Annotated in this window: 17 protein-coding genes and 1 pseudogene; 7 read left to right on the top strand and 11 right to left on the bottom strand. The window is 69.0% G+C overall.

Going from position 1 to position 18,604, the window contains the following annotated elements; all coding sequences use genetic code 11:
- Together I0Q12_RS31745 and I0Q12_RS02705 are read left to right on the top strand one after the other, a co-directional pair.
- On the top strand, positions 1-920 hold a 920-nt coding region (locus I0Q12_RS31745), incomplete at its 5' end, for a VOC family protein (RefSeq protein ID WP_231609873.1).
- Between the two features lie 88 nt (positions 921-1,008).
- Positions 1,009-2,322 carry a CdaR family transcriptional regulator gene (locus I0Q12_RS02705; RefSeq protein WP_197250485.1) on the top strand — a complete coding sequence of 438 codons (1,314 nt, stop codon included), beginning with the start codon at positions 1,009-1,011 and terminating at the stop codon, positions 2,320-2,322.
- A gap of 29 nt (positions 2,323-2,351) precedes the next feature.
- Here I0Q12_RS02705 and I0Q12_RS02700 read toward each other — a convergent pair whose 3' ends face one another.
- The gene (locus tag I0Q12_RS02700) at positions 2,352-3,413 is read right to left on the bottom strand and encodes an alpha/beta hydrolase (RefSeq protein WP_231609872.1); all 1,062 of its coding nucleotides are present in this window, start codon (positions 3,411-3,413) and stop codon (positions 2,352-2,354) included.
- A gap of 473 nt (positions 3,414-3,886) precedes the next feature.
- Between I0Q12_RS02700 and I0Q12_RS02695 the strand changes: the two genes are divergently transcribed.
- Positions 3,887-4,267, top strand: coding sequence for a Zn-ribbon domain-containing OB-fold protein (locus I0Q12_RS02695; RefSeq protein WP_197250484.1), 381 nt, complete (start codon positions 3,887-3,889; stop codon positions 4,265-4,267).
- A 36-nt stretch (positions 4,268-4,303) separates the two neighbouring features.
- Here the strand turns inward: I0Q12_RS02695 and I0Q12_RS02690 are convergent, their stop codons facing one another.
- Both I0Q12_RS02690 and I0Q12_RS02685 read right to left on the bottom strand, forming a co-directional pair.
- A complete protein-coding gene (locus I0Q12_RS02690) occupies positions 4,304-5,332 on the bottom strand; it encodes a hypothetical protein (protein WP_197250483.1) in 1,029 nt (342 codons plus the stop codon).
- Positions 5,333-5,689: 357 nt separating this feature from the next.
- A complete protein-coding gene (locus I0Q12_RS02685; protein WP_197250482.1) occupies positions 5,690-6,007 on the bottom strand; it encodes a hypothetical protein in 318 nt (105 codons plus the stop codon).
- Positions 6,008-6,240: 233 nt separating this feature from the next.
- On the opposite strand from I0Q12_RS02685, the gene I0Q12_RS02680 reads away from it, so the two are divergent.
- Entirely contained in the window at positions 6,241-7,299 is a 1,059-nt protein-coding gene (locus I0Q12_RS02680; RefSeq protein WP_197250496.1) for a tyrosine-type recombinase/integrase, read from the top strand.
- A gap of 9 nt (positions 7,300-7,308) precedes the next feature.
- Here I0Q12_RS02680 and I0Q12_RS02675 read toward each other — a convergent pair whose 3' ends face one another.
- The gene (locus tag I0Q12_RS02675) at positions 7,309-8,394 is read right to left on the bottom strand and encodes a helix-turn-helix domain-containing protein (RefSeq protein WP_307845983.1); all 1,086 of its coding nucleotides are present in this window, start codon (positions 8,392-8,394) and stop codon (positions 7,309-7,311) included.
- Between the two features lie 154 nt (positions 8,395-8,548).
- Between I0Q12_RS02675 and I0Q12_RS02670 the strand changes: the two genes are divergently transcribed.
- Together I0Q12_RS02670 and I0Q12_RS02665 are read left to right on the top strand one after the other, a co-directional pair.
- On the top strand, positions 8,549-9,007 hold the full coding sequence (locus tag I0Q12_RS02670) for a 6,7-dimethyl-8-ribityllumazine synthase (RefSeq protein WP_197250480.1): 459 nt from the start codon (positions 8,549-8,551) through the stop codon (positions 9,005-9,007).
- Between the two features lie 137 nt (positions 9,008-9,144).
- Positions 9,145-10,443 carry a hypothetical protein gene (locus tag I0Q12_RS02665; protein WP_197250479.1) on the top strand — a complete coding sequence of 433 codons (1,299 nt, stop codon included), beginning with the start codon at positions 9,145-9,147 and terminating at the stop codon, positions 10,441-10,443.
- 37 nt (positions 10,444-10,480) lie between these two features.
- Here I0Q12_RS02665 and I0Q12_RS02660 read toward each other — a convergent pair whose 3' ends face one another.
- The 7 genes from I0Q12_RS02660 to I0Q12_RS02630 all read right to left on the bottom strand — a co-directional run bounded on the left by I0Q12_RS02660 (position 10,481) and on the right by I0Q12_RS02630 (position 18,248).
- Positions 10,481-11,578 (bottom strand): serine hydrolase domain-containing protein, encoded by a 1,098-nt coding sequence (locus tag I0Q12_RS02660; protein WP_197250478.1) that lies wholly within the window; start codon positions 11,576-11,578, stop codon positions 10,481-10,483.
- Positions 11,579-11,583: 5 nt separating this feature from the next.
- Entirely contained in the window at positions 11,584-12,105 is a 522-nt protein-coding gene (locus tag I0Q12_RS02655) for a pyridoxamine 5'-phosphate oxidase family protein (RefSeq protein ID WP_197250477.1), read from the bottom strand.
- Between the two features lie 551 nt (positions 12,106-12,656).
- The gene (locus tag I0Q12_RS02650) at positions 12,657-13,151 is read right to left on the bottom strand and encodes a hypothetical protein (protein ID WP_197250476.1); all 495 of its coding nucleotides are present in this window, start codon (positions 13,149-13,151) and stop codon (positions 12,657-12,659) included.
- A gap of 56 nt (positions 13,152-13,207) precedes the next feature.
- Positions 13,208-13,534: a nitrite reductase small subunit NirD gene (nirD, locus tag I0Q12_RS02645; RefSeq protein WP_197250475.1), complete on the bottom strand. Its 327-nt coding sequence runs from the start codon at positions 13,532-13,534 to the stop codon at positions 13,208-13,210.
- Entirely contained in the window at positions 13,531-16,038 is a 2,508-nt protein-coding gene (nirB, locus tag I0Q12_RS02640) for a nitrite reductase large subunit NirB (protein WP_197250474.1), read from the bottom strand. Before nirB ends, nirD begins: the two co-directional genes overlap by 4 nt.
- 90 nt (positions 16,039-16,128) lie before the next feature.
- Entirely contained in the window at positions 16,129-17,358 is a 1,230-nt protein-coding gene (locus I0Q12_RS02635; protein ID WP_197250473.1) for an MFS transporter, read from the bottom strand.
- A complete protein-coding gene (locus I0Q12_RS02630; protein ID WP_197250472.1) occupies positions 17,355-18,248 on the bottom strand; it encodes a PAC2 family protein in 894 nt (297 codons plus the stop codon). The genes I0Q12_RS02635 and I0Q12_RS02630 overlap by 4 nt, the downstream gene beginning before the upstream one ends.
- A gap of 51 nt (positions 18,249-18,299) precedes the next feature.
- Between I0Q12_RS02630 and I0Q12_RS31740 the strand changes: the two are divergent.
- Positions 18,300-18,604: pseudogene (locus tag I0Q12_RS31740) on the top strand (homocysteine S-methyltransferase family protein); the annotation flags it as partial.

Below are 18,604 nucleotides of genomic sequence, written 5' to 3'. Positions count from 1 at the left end.
TCGTCGAACTGTCCGACCCCACCGGATCGGTATATCCCGGCCTGTTGTCCGGACTGGGCTTTCACGTCGCGGGTCGGCATCGCACCAAACCCGTCGTGTGGTGGCGCAACGGCGGCGCGCACGTGGTGGTCAACGAAGCAGCACCGGGCCCCGCCGCGACCGCGTTCGGGCTGGTCGCGCCGCCGGTCGCGGACGTCGCCGAGCGCGCCGCGGCACTGTTGTGGCCCGCCGTCGACAAGACGCGAGGTGAGGGCGAGGCCGACCTGCCGGGGATCACGTCGCCGTCCGGCCTGCACGTGTTCGTCAGCGCCGAACCCGGCGAGACCGACGACTGGCACACCGACTTCGTCGCCGACGACGAGCGCGCACCGGATAACGGGTGGCTCGGGCTCGACCACCTCGACGTCGCCGTCTCCGCCGATCAGCTCAACGAAGAGCTCTCGTTCTTCCGCACCTTGTTCGGCCTGCACCCGGTGAGTTCCGAGGAATACATCCAGCCGGAGGGACGGCTGCGCATTCGCGCGCTGCGCGCGGAGAAGGGCGATCTGCGTGTCGCTCTCACCGTTTCCGACAGCGGCGCCGGAGCACAGCAGCACGGCATCACCCAGATGGCGTTCGCGACACCCGATGTCGTCGACGCAGTGCGGCGCATCCGTTCCCGCGGCGTCGAACTGCTCAGCCCACCCGACAACTACTACGCCGATCTCGACGCTCGCTTCGCCCTCGATCCCGATCTGCTCGTCCTGCTCCGTAAGCACGATCTGCTCTACGACCGGAACGCCACGGGAGAGTTGTTGCACGCCTACACCGTCCCGGGGGAGGGCGGTTTCCAGGTCGAGATTCTGGAACGTCGCGGCGGGTACGACGGATACGGATCGGCCAACACCCACGTCCGGCTCGCGGCCGCTCGACGTAGCTGACGTACCGGGTGGCGGCCGCGCATCGGCCGCCGGATCCCCCGCCGACGCAGTACGCTCGTTCATCGGAAGTTCTCCGGAAACGAGGAAGATGACCGGTCGCGAAGTACATGCCCAGGCTCGTGGCGGTGCCGACTCCGGTGCTGTTGCCCGCGCCTTGGTGGCCGAGGTCGCCGAACTCTCGGTCACGCGGCAAGGCGAGATCGCGCAAGCCATGATCGACCGGCTCACCTCGGAAATCGGCGCGATGTCCGCGGATCGTCCGACCCGGGGCGCACTCGACCGGGCCGCGTGGGACGGCGTCGCCGTCATCACCCGGTTCCTGCGCGACGACCTCGACGAGATCGAGATCCCCGACGCGTCGTACGGTCTCGTCCGGACGCTCGCCCGGCAGGGACTACCGGTCACGGTCGTGGATCGGAGCAATCGCCTCGCACAGGACTGCATCCTCCGGTGGTGCCTCGAGGTGCTCGCGGGCCTCGGCAACGACACGGAGGCGGTCATGCAGGCGGGCGTGATGATCCTGACGAAACTGTCCGCCGGCATCGACGGGGTGTCCCAGCGCCTGCTCGGGGTGTACGAGGCCGAGCGCGACATGTGGCTGTTCAACCGCAACGCGTCCCGTTCCGCGCGGATTCACGACATCCTCGCGGGCCGCCCGATCGAGGTCACGGACGCCGAAGCCACCCTCGGCTACCGTCTCGGCCAGCACCACCTGGGCGTGATGGTCTGGACCGACGACACCGAGACCGCCGACAACGAGCTGACCGAACTCGAACAGGCGGTGACCACGCTCGCGGACTATTTCGGGGCGGGAAGCCGGGCGCTGTTCGAACCGTTCGACGAACACACGGGCTGGGCGTGGATTCCGCTCGGTGGGGTCTCGCAGGTCGAATTCACGGAGCTGACCCCGATCGTCGCAGGCTGGGAGCGCCCGTTCATCGTTTCCTTCGGAGACCCGCAGGACGGAGTCGACGGGTTCGTCCGCACCCATCGGCAGGCCGCTCAGGCCAGATCGGTGGCGCAGGCCTCGCAGCTGCCGGGACCGCGATTCGTTCCGATCAGCGCGGTCGGGGCGGTGGCGTTGATGTGCCACGACCTCGACGCGGCCCGGTCGTGGGTCGGTGAGGTCCTGGGGCCGCTCGCCGCAGACGATCTCGGCGCCGAGCAGCTGCGTCGTACCCTGTTCGAGTTCCTCTCCAGCGGAGGCAGTTACATCGCCGCGGCGACCCAGTTGCACATGCACCGCAACTCCGTCGCGTATCGGATCAACAAGGCCGAAGAACTGCTCGGCCGGAGCGTGCGGGAGTCCCGGCTCGACCTCGAGAACGCCCTGGCTCTGTGCCATTGGCTCGGCTCGGCCGTGCTCACCGCGCCGACCGCGACTCCCGCATCGGCCAGGTGAACGAAGATCCCCGGCCGCCGACACCCCGCCTAACCGGCGGCCGCCATGCGGCTCGGAACGGTGGCCCGGATGAACTCTCCGATCTCGCCGATCGCCTGCAGCGATTCGGGCAGCAGGTCGGCCGCGGCCTGGAAGACGTGCACCTGCCGGTCCCAGACCTGCAGTTCGCATCGGGTGCCGGACCAGGCGAGGCGATCGGCGATCAGCTCGGCGTCGACCAGGAGCAACTCGTGTGAGCCGACCTGGATGAGGACGGGCGGCATGCCCGACAGATCCGCGTCCACCGGGCACACCCGGCCGGGCCTGTCGGACCCGGCACGCACGCGGGCGTCGCGACGGTAGGACAGACCGGCCAGCCCCTCGAACGCATTCCCCGGCAACAGCGCACAGCGTTCCGCGTTCGAATGTCCCAGCTTGCGGCTGGGATCCAGCTCCGTCAGCGGCGAGAGCGCCACGATGGCCCCGGGCGCCGGCAAGCCCCGGTCCCGCAGAGCCAGCGGGATCATGAATGCCAGGTAACCGCCGGCGGAGTCTCCCGCCACGACGATCTGATCGGGCCGGTAACCCCGGGACAGCAACCACTCGTAGGCATCCACCCCGTCGTCGACCGCATCTCCGATGGAGTGGGCGGGCAGCATCCGGTAGTCGACCGCCAGCACCGCTGCCTCGGCCTCCGCGGAGATCCGGGAGACGAGGCGCTGGTGGCTCTTCAGGCCACCGCACAGGAAGGCGCCACCGTGCATGTACAGAACGACGCGCTCGTCCCCGGCCCCGGGCGCCTCGACCCAGGACCCGCCACAGTTCGTCAGGACGACCGGACGACACCGGGTTCCCTCGATGGGCGGTAGCAGGGTTCCGGCGAGGTCGAGCAACCCGGTGGGCCACGGCAGTCCGGGGGCGCGGCCCCACAGTCCGAGCAGTGGTCGCAGCGTCATCCGCATCGACCGTGCCAGAAGCCGCGCCTGCAGGCTGGCACCGCGGAACTCCCGGCGCAGAACGGCGGTGGGTTCGTGAAGGCCATGGTGCATGCGGTACGTTCGGGGCCCCTCGAGCAGGTGCGACGGCGCGTGCAGGTGAGGTCCGGTGGTCATGTGAATGAACTCCTTACGGGGGAACTCGTGCCCACTCGATCGATCCGCAGGAGAAGCGACAGGGGCCGAGTGCGACCCGTCCACCGGGTTGCACCTTCCTGTTCGACGGTAGGAGTGTCCTAGGGAGGATTCACCGGTCTGCGTGCACACTGAATGTTGCGACGCTTGGGCGGAGCGCACAGTGTCGTCGTCGGTCCGAACGCGGTCGACGGCGTGACGGTCCTCACCCGAGACCTCGTGCGGGACGAACCTCACATCGCAGCGCTGGACGGGGCCGATGTTCTTGTGCGGACAGCCCAGCGCGCCACCGGCTCTGTGTGCCGGCAGCCCGAAGGAATCCGGACGGAAGCGACCTACCGTCGAATGAGGGTGACGACGGGAGTCCCGCCGTCACCCTCGATGGGGACAAAACACAGCCGACGCGGTGCTCCGGCTGTGTCTTGCAGACGATCCCTATCGCGGAAAGGACCTCGATGGCCGCCGACCTCGACCCCGTTCGCCCGGGCTCCACGACGCGCAACGCCCTGACCATCCTGCGGTGCGACGACTGCGACACCCACTTCGCACCCCAGACGCCGAAGTGCTCCTCGTGCGGAAGCGCGGAACTTCAGTCGGTGTGTTGTTCCGGTGCCGGCTCGATCGTGTCGTGGAAAGTGCTGCACCACGCGTCGCACGGACGGCACCGCGACCAGGAGCCGTTCACGATCGCGATCGTCGAACTCGACGACGGACCATGGGTCTACTCGAAGATCGAAGGTTCGTTCCCCGATACCGCCGACGCGCCGGTACGGGTGGAATTGCGGTCCGCCCGCCCCGCCGACCGGTTCCCCGTGTTCGGGGTCTGCGCGGCCTGACTCCCTGCGCCGGCCGCTCGCAGGCGGTACCGGTCGCTACGCCGGGGGATGCTTCTCCTTCTCAGTGTCTTGGTTCTTGGTGTCTTCGGCGACGTTCTCGGTGCTTTCGGTAGCGCGAAGAGCACGGGCGGCCGTGAGTTCGGTTCGCAGTTCGGCGATTTCGGCGCGCAGTTCGTCCCCGCGGTCGCGCGCGGCGGCCTCGGCCGCCGCCGACGACGCGGCCGCGACGCGTGCCTGCTCGAGGTGATCGCGCAGGTCCGCGCTGCGTGTGCGCTCGGCGCCCAGCTCCGATTCGACGCGTTCGAGCGCGGCGGACTCCCGCTCGAGCGAAGCGCGGACGCGCGCGAGTTCGGCGCGCGTGTCCTGCAGGTCGGCGGCCAGGCGATCGCGCTCCTCACCGGCCCGCTCGAGTAGGTCCCGGGTCTCGGTGATCTTCGCGGTCAGCTCGGAGACGGTGCTCCGCAGTTCCGCGGTGATCTGCTCGTGCTCCTCCTGCGTATCGGCGAGCTGTTCCTGCCAGCGGCTCAACGTCGCGGCGTGCTCGTCGGCCATCCGCGCGAGTTCGGCGTGATGCGTTTCCCGAAGCTCCCGGAGCTGCTCGGCGTGGGCGGCGCGGGCGTCGGCGAGTTCGGCGTCGACGGCACTCACCGCAGCATCGGCGTTCTCGCGATCCTCGGTCGCCTGCGCCAGCTGCTCGCGCAGGCGGACGATCTTCGCGTCCGCATCGGCCTTCACCTTGGCAAGTTCGGTCGAGGCCCGGTTCAGCTGTGCTTCGAGCGCCGCGGGATCGGTGAGCTTGTCGACGGCTGCCGTGATCTGCGCCGCGACGGCGTTGTACTGCTCGAGGCTCGCCGCGGTCAACGCGCGCAGTGACGACACCGCCGCCGCGAGGTTGCTCGCGCCTTCGGCCGGATCCGCGGGGGAGGTGAGTTCGGCGAGCTGGGCCGCTTCCTTCCGCTGTCGTTCCCGTTCGCGGTGTGCGCGCACCCGATCGGCGGGGGAGGCGTACTTGCGCGGCCTGCCGACGCGCGGCTTCGACTCCTCGACAGCTTCGTTCTCGCCCATTTTCGGCCCCTTCAGCACCTTGAACAACATTTATAACATAACAATACACGTAACGCTACTTGAAACGAAACGAAATAGAATGCCAAATGTCGCCAAAACTGCAGGTAGCGACGGGTGCTCTTTGCAGGATGGGTGGTTGTTTTGTCTTGGGTTTCGGAAATCATGTTCTAAGCATGCGTACATGCATATGTCCGCATGTATTCCTTTTGATCGTCATAATCCCCGCTTATGACGATCAAGGTCGCGCGGGGCTCGAAAAACTGGGTAGGGGTGGGGCACGCCCGGCACCGCAGTGCCGGGCGCCCCTGGGGTGCCGGCGAAAAATGCCCTTCGACCAGGGGGAATGGGCTGCGAGCGTCAGCCGATGCGCACATCCGGCCACGGCGGCCGGCGGAGAATGGCGAGGGTGGCGATCGTGGCGGCGACCAACCCGATCAGCTCGCCCGTCAGCGCGATCCGCGTCCCGTCGACCGCCGCTTCCCAGCGGACCTCACCGTGGTGAACGACGTAGACCCCCAACGGCTTCGGAACCGGCGCCGCATCGTTGCGCCGGAACCAGGGGCGCCGGAGGTCCGTCACGGTGATGATGGTGGTGCCGTCCGCCGTCTCGTGCGGTTCTCCGTAGACGCGGGCACCGGCGGTCGGCAGAGGATCGGCGACGGCGTGGATGTTCATGGCCCTCCCTCGAGAGGTGGTGGGTTGTCCGGTCGACACGCCGATCCATCGTCGCATCGGGCGGTGCTCCACCGCGGTGGATACGGTGCGTTGAGTCGGACGGGGCCGGGACGAAGGAGAGTGTCACAGTGACGAAAGATGACGGTGGCGCGGAACTGGTGTCCTCCGGCGCTCCCGCGCCTCCCGGACCGGCCGGGGCGCCACCGAATCTCCCGGACGGCGCCGAGGATGCGATGCGCCGGCTGCGCGAGAAGGCGTCCTCCGACAACACCCGTGCCGCGCACACCGCCGACTGGGACAAGTTCGTCCGCTGGTGTGAGGGATCCGGAAACACCCCGCTGCCCGCGTCGCCGGAACTGCTCGGCTGGTATCTCACCGAGAAGTCCGGCGACCTCCGTCCCGACGGCCGGTGGGCATATGCGCCGTCCACTCTGGCGCGGTGGGTCGCGACGATCAACAAGGTGCACGCTCTCGCCGGCCTGCCGGTCCCGGGGCGGAACGAGACCGTGCGCGATCTGCTGCGGGGAATCCGGCGCAGTCGCGCGACCCCCGCCGCTCGGCGCACGCCGCTGCTCACCGAGGACGTGCGGGCCATCGTGGGGACCATGCGTGCGGCCTCGACCGGGTTCGCGGACCGGGTCGCCGAACGTCGCGATTCGGCGTTGCTGCTCATGGGGCTCGCCGGTGCGCTGCGACGCTCGGAACTGTGCGGCATCGCGGTCTCCGACGTCGTCGCGCACCGCTCGGACGGCCTCTACGTCACCATCCGTCGTTCCAAGACCGACCGCGACGCCCACGGCCGCGTCGTCACGCTGCCGTACGGCCGCGATCCGCAGACCTGCCCGGTGTGCGCGTACCGGCGGTGGCGCGAGGTGCTCGACGTGTGGGACGACGGTGGTCGTGCGGCCGCGGTGTCATTGCTCGAGGATGCGGTGGACGAACTCGGCGACCACCACTGCCGCGGCCTGGCGTCGAAGACGGCCGGCCCGGACCGTGCCCTGTTCCGGCCCGTCCATCGCACCGGGTCGATCGGTTCGGGAGTCCTCACCGGCCAGTCGGTGCACTCGATGATCCGGCGGCGGGCCCGCCAGGCCGGGTTCAGCCCGGAACTCGTGGCCACGCTCGGCGGGCACAGCCTGCGTGCCGGATTCGTCACCCAGGCGGTGCGCAACGGCGCCACGACGCAGACGATCATGACGCAGACCGGGCACGCCGACGAACGGATGGTCGCGCTCTACAGCCGCCACCACGCGGGCCTCGTCGGCAATGCCGTCACCGAACTCGGGCTCTGAGCGGAACCGTCACAGACCCCGTCCGACCGGCCGCCGCCACCACGACTCGTCCGCCTCCATGCGGGACCTCAGATGGTCGGCCGCGTCCGGATTGCGGAACGGTCCGGCCAGCAGATCCGCGTAGACGTGCGCGGGTGCGACGAACCGCAACCCCTCCCGCCGCTCCATCCGGTCGAAGACCACCGGCGTCCACGGGATCGCCACCACGACGTCCGCGGCGCGGTCCACCGGGCGCAGCCCGAGGGCGGCGGCGAACTCGTCCGGATCGTCGGCGTACACCTCGAGCAGATCCGTGGGTGCGTAGTCCGTCGCACCCACGCCGGTCAGGGCATACCCGAGGTCGATACGCTCGGCGAGCTGGGTCCGCACCGCATCGAGCCCGTCGGGTGCGGCGAAACTGCGAGTGGCACAGGGCTTCCGATCCGCCGCCCACGCACGCAGCATCGGTTCCCAACGCACGGAGGTGACAGGGCCGCGGGGGATCCGACGGATCAGTTCACGTTCGGTGAGGACCTCGACCACCCGGTACGCGGCGCCGGTGGATGCGCCGGACAGCCTGATCAGCTCGGGAACCGACATGTCGCCGACGTGGTCGGCGAGCGCCCGCACGACCCGCTCGGACGGTTCGCCGGTCAGCACGCCCGAGGGCCGGCCGGGCCCGCGCCACGGATCCGCGTCGGCACCGCGGTTGCGCACCCAGATCGCGGGCCGGGCGGCGACGAGTGTGAGATTGCCGGTCGCGTCGGCGTAGGAGATGCCGTGCTGGTCGAGCTGGCGGCGCACCGGATCGGACAGGTAGTGGGCGCACACGAACCCGCGGTCGGACTCGGTGAGTTCGGCCGCGATCCGCGCGATGTCGCCGCTGAGTACACCCCGGGACGTGATGACGGAATAGGAGACGGAGTCTCCGTCGGGCGCGGTGACGAGGATGCGTTTGGGTGCTTCGGGGGAGCGGGCGCGGTCGGCGGTCACCGACCACCCGAGGGGAAGGCAGGCCTCGAGGCTCGCTACCGCGCGGCGATAGATGTCGATGTGGCGTTCGGGGCGAGGGCCGACGACCTCGACCGATCCGGTGGAATCATCCGCAACAGTCACACCCATCACAGTACTCTCTCTGTCTGCAACGGAACAGCAAGAATTTCAGAATCAGTGTCCGGTGCGGGCCCTTGGTCACCAGGATGGCCTCGGGGGGAGGCGGCTGCGCCTGTCGGCGCGGAGGAGGGGAACGCGATGCGATAGTTTCGACGCCATGAGTGACAGTCTCGGTCGGTACGCGTTCATCCAGGCCACGTGGCATCGCAGCATCGTCGATCAGGCCCGGGTGGGCTTCACCGACGAGATGGTGGCGCTGGGGCATTCCACGGACTCTCTGGAGTTCTTCGAGGTGCCGGGTGCTTTCGAGATCCCGCTCCATGCCCGCCGGCTCGCGCAGACCGGGCGCTACGACGGCATCGTCGCGGCCGGGCTGGTCGTCGACGGTGGCATCTACCGGCACGATTTCGTCGCGACCGCGGTGATCGACGGCCTGATGCGCGTCCAGCTCGACACGGACGTGCCGGTCTTCTCCGTCGTGCTCGTGGAAGTTGTGCGGGGTGAGCACGACGAACACGTCGAGTACTTCACCCGGCACTTCGTGAAGAAGGGCGCCGAGGCGGCGCGCGCCGTCGATGCGACGGTGAAGTCGCTGCGGTCGCTGCCCACCGAGTAGGGCCTCTACGACTGCGTTCCGTACGTCCCATCCGGACAAAGAATCCGGTCGGGACGGAACCCTGGAATATCTCGAACTGATCACCCGCTCGGCGCGCCGCCCGTTCGAAACCCACGCCGTCCTGAAGCGTATGGCTCATGCGCTATCGCAGTCTCCAACTGTGTCTCGCCGTCGGAGCGTTTGCCGCGGGATCGGCCCTGGCATCGACCACCACCGACTCGTTCGCGTTCATCACCGGTGGCAGCAGGATCGGTCTGCTGTTCTCGGGCGGCGCCGTCGGCGTGACCCTGGGCGCATTCATCGCTGCAGTGGTCGCCTGGGGCGTGCGGGTTCCGTCGCATCGTGCGCTTGCGGCCGCGGTCGGCCTCGTGCTGATGGGTCTCTCGGCGGCCCCGTGGGGAGGCGAGTACGGGGTGTTCGCTGCAGCGTCCGGGGCGGGCCTGCTCCTCGGTGCCCTGGCCGCGACCGTTCCGTCCCTCGCTGCGGGGCACGGTCAGATCGCCGTCGCTGCAGGAGCTCTCGCGGGGATCCTATGTGCCGAACCTCTTGCGCGGATGGAACGCGAGTCGTCTCCACGCCGGTATGTTGACTATCTGCCGGCGTCGTCCGAGCCCGACGTGGTTCTCCTGGTGCTCGTCGCAGCCGCGGTGCTCGCCGTCTTCGTGCTGATGTGGCAGGCGGACACCGGGACCGCCCCCACGGAAGACGTCCGATTGCGGGGGAGGGGAGTGCTGGTCGGGCTCGTCCTTCCCGCGGTCTGGCTGATCCTGCACTGGCGTTTCGTCGGGTCGGTGAGCGGCCTGCACGGAACCACGGTGTTCTCGGGCTGGTGGTGGGGTGGGCTGGCTCTGATCCCGGTTACGCTCGCCGTCGCCGCCTGGATTCCGGGTCCGGCGGCCGCTGTGCTGCTCGCCGGGACGGCGGTGGCGTTCGTCGGTCCGAGCGAACTCGCGTGGTACACGGAGCGGTGGTGGACGCTGCTGCTTCCGGTGGTGCCGGCCGCGCTCGGGTCGGTGGTGGGCATCCGGGTACGCTGCCCGTGGTTCGGCATTGTCGGACTCGTGGTCGTGGCCATGACCGGCCTGGTGGAGAGCCCGGCGGGGGACAACATCCACCGGGTCGCCGTGCTCGTTCTGTTCCCCCTCGCGGCCGCGTTTCTCATCGCCTCCTGCCTGCCGTCGGAGCCGACGATCGCGGTAACGGCGCTCATGGCCCCTGCGGCGATCCTCGTGCCCCTGTCCGCGAAGTACGGGTGGACCGCATACGCACCGTTGCAGGGGAAGGGGATCGCGGCGACGAGCAGCGACGGCCACCGGGTGTCGGTGATGGTGGTGGGAGTCTCGATCGTGGTGTTGGGCATGGGAATCGATTGGTTGCGGCGGCGTCCGGCCGGGGCACCGAACAATCCGGGAGACGATGTGACCGCCGAACCCTGACGGGACGGACGATCGGGGTCCCGTGACGCGAGGAGCGTCAGGGTGCCGAGTCTCGGGAATGCCGGGGGATCTCGGCTGCGGTCACGTCGGCGAGTCGTCGGGCGGTGTCGAGATGCGGAGTGAGGCGGGTCTTGGTCATGGCGAAAGCGGTGCCGGTGGCGGTGTCGGCGCAGACGTAGCTGCCGCCGCCCCCGACCCAACCGAACGTGGTGGGTGTCTCGTCCGGCGGAGCACCGAGGCGGCCGAGGGGATAGCCCAGGGCCATGCGCGCATAGTTTCCGAATACCTGGTCGGTGCCTTCGAAAGCCGGCGCCGTCACCTCCTCGAGTCGGCGTGAATCGATGAGCCTGCCGTCGAGGACCGCGGCGTGCACGGCGGCGATTCCTCGCGCGGTGAAGGTGCCGACCGAGGGGATGTCCGCTTGCAGGATCTCGGGACTGTTGCCCAGGGCTGCGGTGGGCTGCCTTTCCCACGGCGAGAGAATGCCGTCGTCCGGGGGAAGTGGTTGCGGTACGGAATCTTCGAGCCGTGCCAGTCGATCCAGGTCGGTGCGCGGCACAGCGAAATACAGCTCACCCTCGAGACCCAGCGGTGCGGCGACCCAGTCGCGGAGGAGTTGCCGCATCGCTCTGCCGGTAGCGCGGCGTGCGATCTCGCCGACGAGATAGCCGAAGGTGTACGAGTGGTATCCGGTTTCGGCCCCGGGGCGCCAGCGTGGTTCGGCGTCGGCGATGGCGGTGCAGACCCGCTGCCAATCCGGCAGGTCGGCCGGGCCGATGTCACGAGGCATGGCCGGTATCCCGACGGTATGGGTCAGCACGTGACGAAGAGTCGCGGTCTCCTTGCCGTGGGCACCGGACTCCGGCCACAGGTCGACTACCGGTGTGTCGTAGTCGAGGGCGCCGGTCCGCACGAGCAGGTGAGCGATCAGTGAAGTCATGGTCTTGCCGGCGGAGAAGCTGAAGAACGGGGTCTCGGAGGCTACTGCGCGCCCGGTTCGGCTGTCGGCGACGCCCGCGACGGCGTCGACGACCAGCGTGCCGCGGTGGTAAACGGCAACCTGTAAGCCGGTTTCGGCTCCGGTGTCGACGAATTCGTCGAGCAGACCTCGGATCCGGTGCTGCAATGCCGACATCGCTCTCACCGGCTCGGCCATGTGTAGCGGGTCTGGCTGGATGTCGGCAACTTGCCGAATGCGAAGCCGACCGTCGGCGCAACTCGATAGAGCCGGATGTCACCGGCAATGACGGCTTCGGCCAATCGATTCCAGGCACCGTCGCGGCCGGTCAGGTGGGGACCGTACTTCCGCTCGAAGTCTGCGAGGGCCTGTGCACGTTCGGTGCGCTCACCCACTGCCGTTGCGACGCCCTCGATGACGACGTCCACACCGGTCAGAGAATTCGTGCCGGTCGTGAGCGCACAGTGCGAATTGTGTTCGAGGTTGAGCGCTTTGCGCTCCTGAGCACCGGTCGTGAAGCACAGACCGCCCAAACTCCATGCCGCCAGCAACGGCGTCACGTGTGGACGCCCGTCCGGGCGCACGGTGGAAAGCCAGAACACCTCTGCCGCATCGATAACCGTCAGCGCGGACGCCCACGGCGTTGCTTGCGCATCCGGAGAGGAGAAGGGCCCCAGTACGACATCCGGTTCGTTTTCCGACATGTGAATTTCCCTACGTCGGTGGGATCGATCTGTCGACCGGCTGAAAGAGCAGCGACAGCAAGCGTATCCCCGCAACGGGAACGTCGGAGCTGCAGTTCACCAGGCGTAAGATTCTGGAACGCACGGAACTCACAAAAATGCAGAACTCTTCCGATACCTAGCCGCTCGCGCGACCCCATTCTTCGTCAGCAGGGCCGAGCCAGACCTTCGGATCCGATCGGGGGAGCGGTCGTCGGTTCGATCGGACGCCGGCAAGGATCACGCCCGTCGACCACGCGGAATCCCCAGGGGGAAAAGCGTCTACGCGCCCCGTGAGACGTTGTGGGGGAGGGGAGCGCCGCCGGGCGATCACCCTGGGATCACCGGAAATCCGGCGCGGTGGATGTCGAAAGCTCGGGACTCCACAGACCTCCGAGGTGGTGATATGGACAGCCGCAACAACCATGGGAGATATTCCGGGCATGACGGAACATAAAGAAACACCGAATATCATCCCCCCGTACACCCATCACCTCGAAACCGAACTCTCGTCCCCTGTAACTCACCAACCACTACGAGCAGACAACACCCGCAAAGTGACGTGCGAGGCGTCGGTGGCGGTGCTCGAAGAGTCCTGTGACGATCCGGCGGGCCAGCTCGTGGCCGTAGGGGAGTCGCGCCAGAGGGGCACGTAGTTCCATCGTGAGCCGGTCGTGCACGCGGGTGCGACCGGGACCGGCCGCGGTGAGTGTGCGTTCGTGTTCCCACCGGTGCATGGTCAGCATCGTCGACTTCTCGTGGAAGCGGCGGCCCGGTTCGAGTTCGGCGATGGTGAGGGCGTCGTAGTCGACCGGGAGCACGCCGAACAGCAGTAGCGGAGCTTTCCCGAGTGGTTCTCCCACCGGAACGCGGTCGACGGTGGTGCCGCGCATCCGGCGCGGCATCCGCATCGCGAGCAGGGGTGACAGTTCGTCGTTGATGCCGGCCGGGTCGGTGATTCGGGTCCACACGTCGGTCGGCTCGGCGGCGGCGATCGAGCTGTGTTCGACGATGACGGGGTGGCTCATCGGACGGTGCCTTCGTCGGTTCCGCCCACCGTAACCACTGCGGTCGTCGATCGCCTCTAGGTCACCGTCAGGAGGATCCGTCCGTCGACCACGTGGGCCGGAAAGGTTCGCACGGAACCGATTCCGGGGGTGGTGCAGGCACCGGTGTCGAAGGAGAACGAGTACTGGTGCAGCGGGCACACGACAACCGCGTCGTCGATCTGGCCGTCGGCGAGCGGACCGGCCTTGTGCGGGCACATCGCGTCCGTGGCGCGAACGGTGCCGTCGGACAACAGGTACACGGCGATCTGCCGGCCGTCGACGGCGTAGGTGCGGCCTTCGCCCGCGGTGAGGTCGGTGATCGCTCCGACGTCGACGGTCACTCCGTCGTGCAGGGCGGTCATCGGACCGGAACCTGGGGGAGCGGGAGCAGCGGCAGCGACGGGGCGAACTGCGCCGGGGATTTCGGTGTGGTGCGTTCGAGCCACGGGTCGCGGTAGCCGGCGATCGCGGCCGCGATCCGTTCGTCCAATCCGGTCACGATGTCCTCCTCGTCGTCGAGCAGCAATGCCTGCAGGCGGTCGATGCCCAGGCGCGGTACGAAGTCGTAGGTGCGTTCGAGCCATCGGGCGTTCTCGCGGTAGTACTGGATGAACCGTCCCGCGATGGTCAGGACCTCGTCACCGGAGTCGACGGTGGCGAGCAGGTCACCCTTGCGGATGTGCGCGCCGGCGGCCCCGCCGACGTAGATCTCCCAGCGGCCGTCGCCGACCGCCACGACCCCGAAGTCCTTGCACAGTGCCTCGGAGCAGTTGCGGGGGCAGCCCGCGACCGCGAACTTCAGCTTCGCCGGCGTCTCGAGGCCCTGGAAGCGGTCCTCGATGGCGATGCCGAGCGAGGTGGAGTCACCGAGACCGAACCGGCAGTAGTCGCTGCCGACGCAGGTCTTCACGGTGCGCACGGACTTGCCGTAGGCGTATCCGGACGGCATGCCCAGGTCGGCCCACACGTTCGGAAGGTCTTCCTTGCGGATGCCGAGCAGGTCGATGCGCTGGCCGCCGGTGACCTTGACCATCGGCACCGAGTAGCGGTCGGCGACGTCGGCGATGCGGCGCAGCTGGTCGGGGGTGGTGACGCCGCCCTTCATCTGCGGGACGACCGAGAAGGTGCCGTCGCGCTGGATGTTGGCGTGCACGCGGTCGTTGATGAACAGGGCGCCGCGTTCGTCGATCCAGTCGGGTCCCCACACCACGCGGAGCAGCGACGCGAGCGGCATCTTCGCGGTCGCGTCCTCGCCGCCGGGTGCGAGCGCGGCGAACACCCGCGACACCGAGCGCAGGTCCCGAGCGCGGATCGCGGCGATCAGATCGGGTTTGCTGAGCGGGATGCACGGGACGTACCAGTCGGCGGCGGGGTCGTCGGCGAGTTCACCGCCGGCCGCGCAGGCCACGATGTCGGCGACCAGGCCCTTGCAGGACCCGCAGCCCTTGCCGGCGCGGGTCTTCGCGCACACCTCGGTGAGGGTGGCGGCGCCGCTGTGGACGCAGGCGACGAGGTCGCCCTTGGTGACGCCGTTGCAGTTGCACACCTGGGTGTCGTCGGGCAGGTCCGCGGCCACGTCGGGGCCTTGGGGTTCGCCGATGTCGAACAGCAGCGCCGCGCGGTCCTCGGGGAGGTCGATCTTGCCGTCGAATGCCTGCGCGAGCATCGACGCCTTGCCGATGTCGCCGAGCAGCATCGCGCCGATCAGGGTACCGTCGCGGACGACGACGGCCTTGTACACGCCGCTGCGCGGATCGTAGAACTGGACGAACTCGTCGTCTTCGCGTTCGGGGCCCTTGACGCCCATCGCGGCGACGTCGATCCCGGCGACCTTCAGCTTGGTGGTGGTGCGGGAACCGGTGTAGGCGGCGTCGGGGTTGGTGCCGGTCAGGTGTTCGGCGAGGACGACGGCCTGTTCCCACACGGGGGCGACGAGGCCGTACACCTCCCCGCGGTGCTGGGCGCATTCGCCGACGGCGTAGACGCTGGATTCGTCCTCGCAGCGCATCTGGTCGTCGACGAGGATGCCGCGTTCGACGACGAGGCCGCCGTTGCGGGCGAATTCGGTGTTGGGCCGGATGCCGGCGGCGACGACGACCATGTCGGTGGCGACGGTGTCGCCGTCGGCGAAGCGCACGCCGGTCACGGCGCCGCGGTCGTCGCGCAGGATCGCGGTGGTGCGGGTGCCGGTGAGGACGGTGATGCCGCGCTTCTCGATCTCGGTGCGCAGCACGCGCCCGCCGCGCTCGTCGAGCTGCTGGTTCATCAGGTGCCCGGGGGAGTGCACGACGGTGACGGCGAGTCCCTGGGTGCGCAGACCGTAGGCGGCCTCGAGACCGAGGAGGCCGCCACCGATGACGACGGCGGACACGTCGTCGTGGGCCTCGGCCATCTGCAGCATGCCGTTGGTGTCGGCGATGGTGCGGAATCCGAAGACGCCGAGGCCGAGGCGGCCGTCGGTTTCGCGGAGGCCGTCCATGTTCGGGAAGAAGGTGTTGGAACCGGTCGCGACGATCAGCAGGTCGTAGTCGACCTTGCGGCCGGATTCGCAGGTGACGGTCTTGGCGAACCGGTCGAGTTCGATCGCGCGGTCGCCGGCGTAGAGGGTGACGCCGTTCTCGCGGTACCAGCTCATGGGGTTGAGTACGAGCTCGTCGTCGTCGACGCCGGCCTCACCGGCGAGCACGTGCGAGAGCATGATGCGGTTGTAGTTGCCGTACGGCTCGTCGCCGATCATGGTGATGTCGAACTGCTCGCGACCGCCGCGCGCAAGGATTTCCTCGACGGTGCGTGCGCCGGCCATGCCGTTTCCGACGACGAGCAGCCGCCGGCGCAGGGTCTCCGGGGTGGGCGGTGTCGGTGTCATGCGTCGAGGGTCGGACGTCGCGGTGACGGTTCGGCGGCACGGAGGTTAAGCGGCGATCAGGAAGACCTCACAGCGGCGGGTCCGGTGCTGTCAGGCGCCTCCGGCGCTCGTGTGCCTTTGTGGCGGTTCCGGGCGCCGGTTCTGCACACCGGGCGCAGCCCGGTCGTCGGGCGTTTCGGTGTCCTTCGGTGGCGCGGCGTCCTTGGGCATCGCGATCGGCGCGACGATCGCCAGCAGCAGCGCGGGCAGCACGAAGCTCGCGACCGGTGCCGCCGCGTACAGCGGGGTCAGCGCCATCGGGGTCGCGGCGCCGCCGCCGAACCGGAATGCCTGCACGACCGAGACGGCGCCGCCGCGGTTGCGTTCTTCTCCGCCGAGCACCGCGGCGTTGACGCCGACCAGCACGCACTGGGAGGCGATGCCGGCGACGAACCAGGCGGCCGCGACCAGCCACAGCGTGGGTGCGAGACCGACGACGATCACGAGCGCCGCTCCGGCGATCGAGCCGATCAGGACGGTGGTGGTCGCGCCGATGCGGTCGACGAGGACGCCGACGCGCCGCGCGCTGAGGATCCCGGCAATGCCGAATCCGGTGAGCAGGGCGCCGCGCGGGGCGGGGTCGAGGCCGAAGATGTTCTCGGCGCGGAAGGCCAGCAGGAAGCTCAGTCCGCCGAGGGCGCCCCAGCCGAGCAGCGCGACGACCCCGATGCGCAGCACGCGTGGTCGCAGGGCGTCGCGGAGCCGGGCGGGGGCGGCGTCGGGTGGGCGGCCGACACCGCTGGGCAGGCCGATCACGGCGAGCACGAGGGCGGCCGCGGCGAGCACCACGAAGGCACATCGCCAGCCGACTTCCGCGGCAAGGCCGCCGACGAGTGGTGCGATGGTCTGACCGGCGGCCTGCATGGCGCCGAACAGGCCGAGGGCGCGTCCGAGCTGGTCTTTCGGGGTGATCATCGCGAGCGCGGCGAGCAGCAGTGGGGTGGTGAAGGCGTTGGCGACGCCTTGCAGGACCCGGGTGCCGAGCAGCAGCGTCATGGTGGGCGCGAGCGCCGACGCGAGTGCCGCGAGGGCGTACACGGCGTAGGCGGTGCGCACGGTCCGAACGCGGCCCCAGCGGGCGCCGAGGGTGCCGGAGACGAGCATCGCGAGGGCGAACGGGCCCAGGTAGGCGGTGATGGTGAGGGCGGCGTCGCCGGTGCTCACGCCGGTGTCGGCGCCGATCTCGGGCAGCATCGAGATGACGACCCCGCCGCCGAAGGGTCCGAGGAACCCCCCGACGTACAGTGCGGCGCGCTGCAGGGTGGTGCGGGCGCTGCTCACTGGGACAGGCCGCCCGGTCCCCTCCGGCGCAGGTACTTCTCGAATTCGGCGGCGATGGCGTCGCCGTCGATGGTGGAGATGCTGTCGTCGAGGTCGGTTTCGGCGTCGCCGCGTTCTTCGAGGGTGCGGACGTATTCGGTGATGTCCTCGTCGTCCTCGGTCATCTCGGTGACGGTCTGTTCCCATTCCTCGGCGAGGGTGGGCAGTTCGCCGAGGGGGACTTCGATGTCGAGGACGTCCTCGACGCGGCGCAGCAGCGCGACGGTGGCCTTGGGGTTCGGGGGCGAGGACACGTAGTGCGGGACCGCCGCCCAGAACGAGATGGCGGGGATGCCGCGGCGGACGCAGGCGTCCTGCAGGACCCCGGTGATGCCGGTGGGGCCTTCGTAGCGGGATTTCTCGAGGTTGAACTTCTTGGCGGCTTCACTGCTGTAGGCGGTGCCGGTGACCGGGACGGGCCGGGTGTGCGGGGTGTCGGCGAGCAGGGCGCCGAGGATGACGACGGTGTGGGCGCCGATTTCCTCGACGAGTTCGAGGATCGCGTCGCAGAAGCTGCGCCAGCGCATGTTGGGTTCGATGCCGCGCAGGAGCACGACGTCGCGGTCGCTGCCGGGCGGCGAGCACACGGACAGGCGGGTGGCCGGCCAGTCGATCTCGCGGGTGACGCCGTCGACGAGGCGCACCTGCGGCCGGTTGACCTGGTAGTCGTAGAACTCTTCGGAGTCGAGTTCGGCGAACGGTTCGGCGTCCCAGATCAGCTCGAGGTGTTCGACGGCGCCGCTGGCGGCGTCGCCGGCATCGTTCCACCCTTCGAACGCGGCGATGAGCACCGGGTTGCGCAGGACGGGGACGTCCGTTTCCGTGCCGTCGGCGGATTCACTTTCGCTCACCTGTCCAGCCTACGGCCAGCGGCCGATGGGGCGCCCACTAGTCTGGTGGCCATGTCCACCCCATTGCACTCTGCCTTGCTCGATGCGCTGTCGCGGCGCGTTGTCGTCGGAGACGGGGCGATGGGCACCATGTTGCAGGCCGCGGATCTGTCGCTGGACGACTTCCGTGGCCTCGAGGGGTGCAACGAGATTCTCAACGACTCCCGGCCGGATGTGATCCGCGGTATCCACCGCGCGTACTTCGAGGCCGGCGCGGATGCCGTCTCCACGAACACCTTCGGTTGCAACCTGCCCAATCTCGCCGACTACGACATCGCCGACCGTATCCGTGACCTGTCCGAACGCGGGACCCGCCT

Source organism: Rhodococcus sp. CX, from assembly GCF_015865005.1.
In the GTDB taxonomy this organism is placed as follows: domain Bacteria; phylum Actinomycetota; class Actinomycetes; order Mycobacteriales; family Mycobacteriaceae; genus Rhodococcus.
The sequence above is the reverse complement of the archived record's forward strand: the minus strand, read 5'-3'. Positions and strand labels throughout refer to the sequence as shown.

Excerpts from the sequence above, each read along its gene's own strand:
- I0Q12_RS02670 (WP_197250480.1), top strand. The coding sequence starts at position 8,549 with ATGAGTGACAGTCTCGGTCGGTACGCGTTCATCCAGGCCACGTGGCAT.
- I0Q12_RS02655 (WP_197250477.1), bottom strand. The coding sequence starts at position 12,105 with ATGTCGGAAAACGAACCGGATGTCGTACTGGGGCCCTTCTCCTCTCCG.
- nirB (WP_197250474.1), bottom strand. The coding sequence starts at position 16,038 with ATGACACCGACACCGCCCACCCCGGAGACCCTGCGCCGGCGGCTGCTC.
- I0Q12_RS02665 (WP_197250479.1), top strand. The coding sequence starts at position 9,145 with ATGCGCTATCGCAGTCTCCAACTGTGTCTCGCCGTCGGAGCGTTTGCC.
- I0Q12_RS02685 (WP_197250482.1), bottom strand. The coding sequence starts at position 6,007 with ATGAACATCCACGCCGTCGCCGATCCTCTGCCGACCGCCGGTGCCCGC.
- I0Q12_RS02650 (WP_197250476.1), bottom strand. The coding sequence starts at position 13,151 with ATGAGCCACCCCGTCATCGTCGAACACAGCTCGATCGCCGCCGCCGAG.
- I0Q12_RS02690 (WP_197250483.1), bottom strand. The coding sequence starts at position 5,332 with ATGGGCGAGAACGAAGCTGTCGAGGAGTCGAAGCCGCGCGTCGGCAGG.
- I0Q12_RS02700 (WP_231609872.1), bottom strand. The coding sequence starts at position 3,413 with ATGACCACCGGACCTCACCTGCACGCGCCGTCGCACCTGCTCGAGGGG.
- I0Q12_RS02705 (WP_197250485.1), top strand. The coding sequence starts at position 1,009 with ATGACCGGTCGCGAAGTACATGCCCAGGCTCGTGGCGGTGCCGACTCC.
- I0Q12_RS02695 (WP_197250484.1), top strand. The coding sequence starts at position 3,887 with ATGGCCGCCGACCTCGACCCCGTTCGCCCGGGCTCCACGACGCGCAAC.
- I0Q12_RS02680 (WP_197250496.1), top strand. The coding sequence starts at position 6,241 with ATGCGCCGGCTGCGCGAGAAGGCGTCCTCCGACAACACCCGTGCCGCG.
- nirD (WP_197250475.1), bottom strand. The coding sequence starts at position 13,534 with ATGACCGCCCTGCACGACGGAGTGACCGTCGACGTCGGAGCGATCACC.
- I0Q12_RS02660 (WP_197250478.1), bottom strand. The coding sequence starts at position 11,578 with ATGTCGGCATTGCAGCACCGGATCCGAGGTCTGCTCGACGAATTCGTC.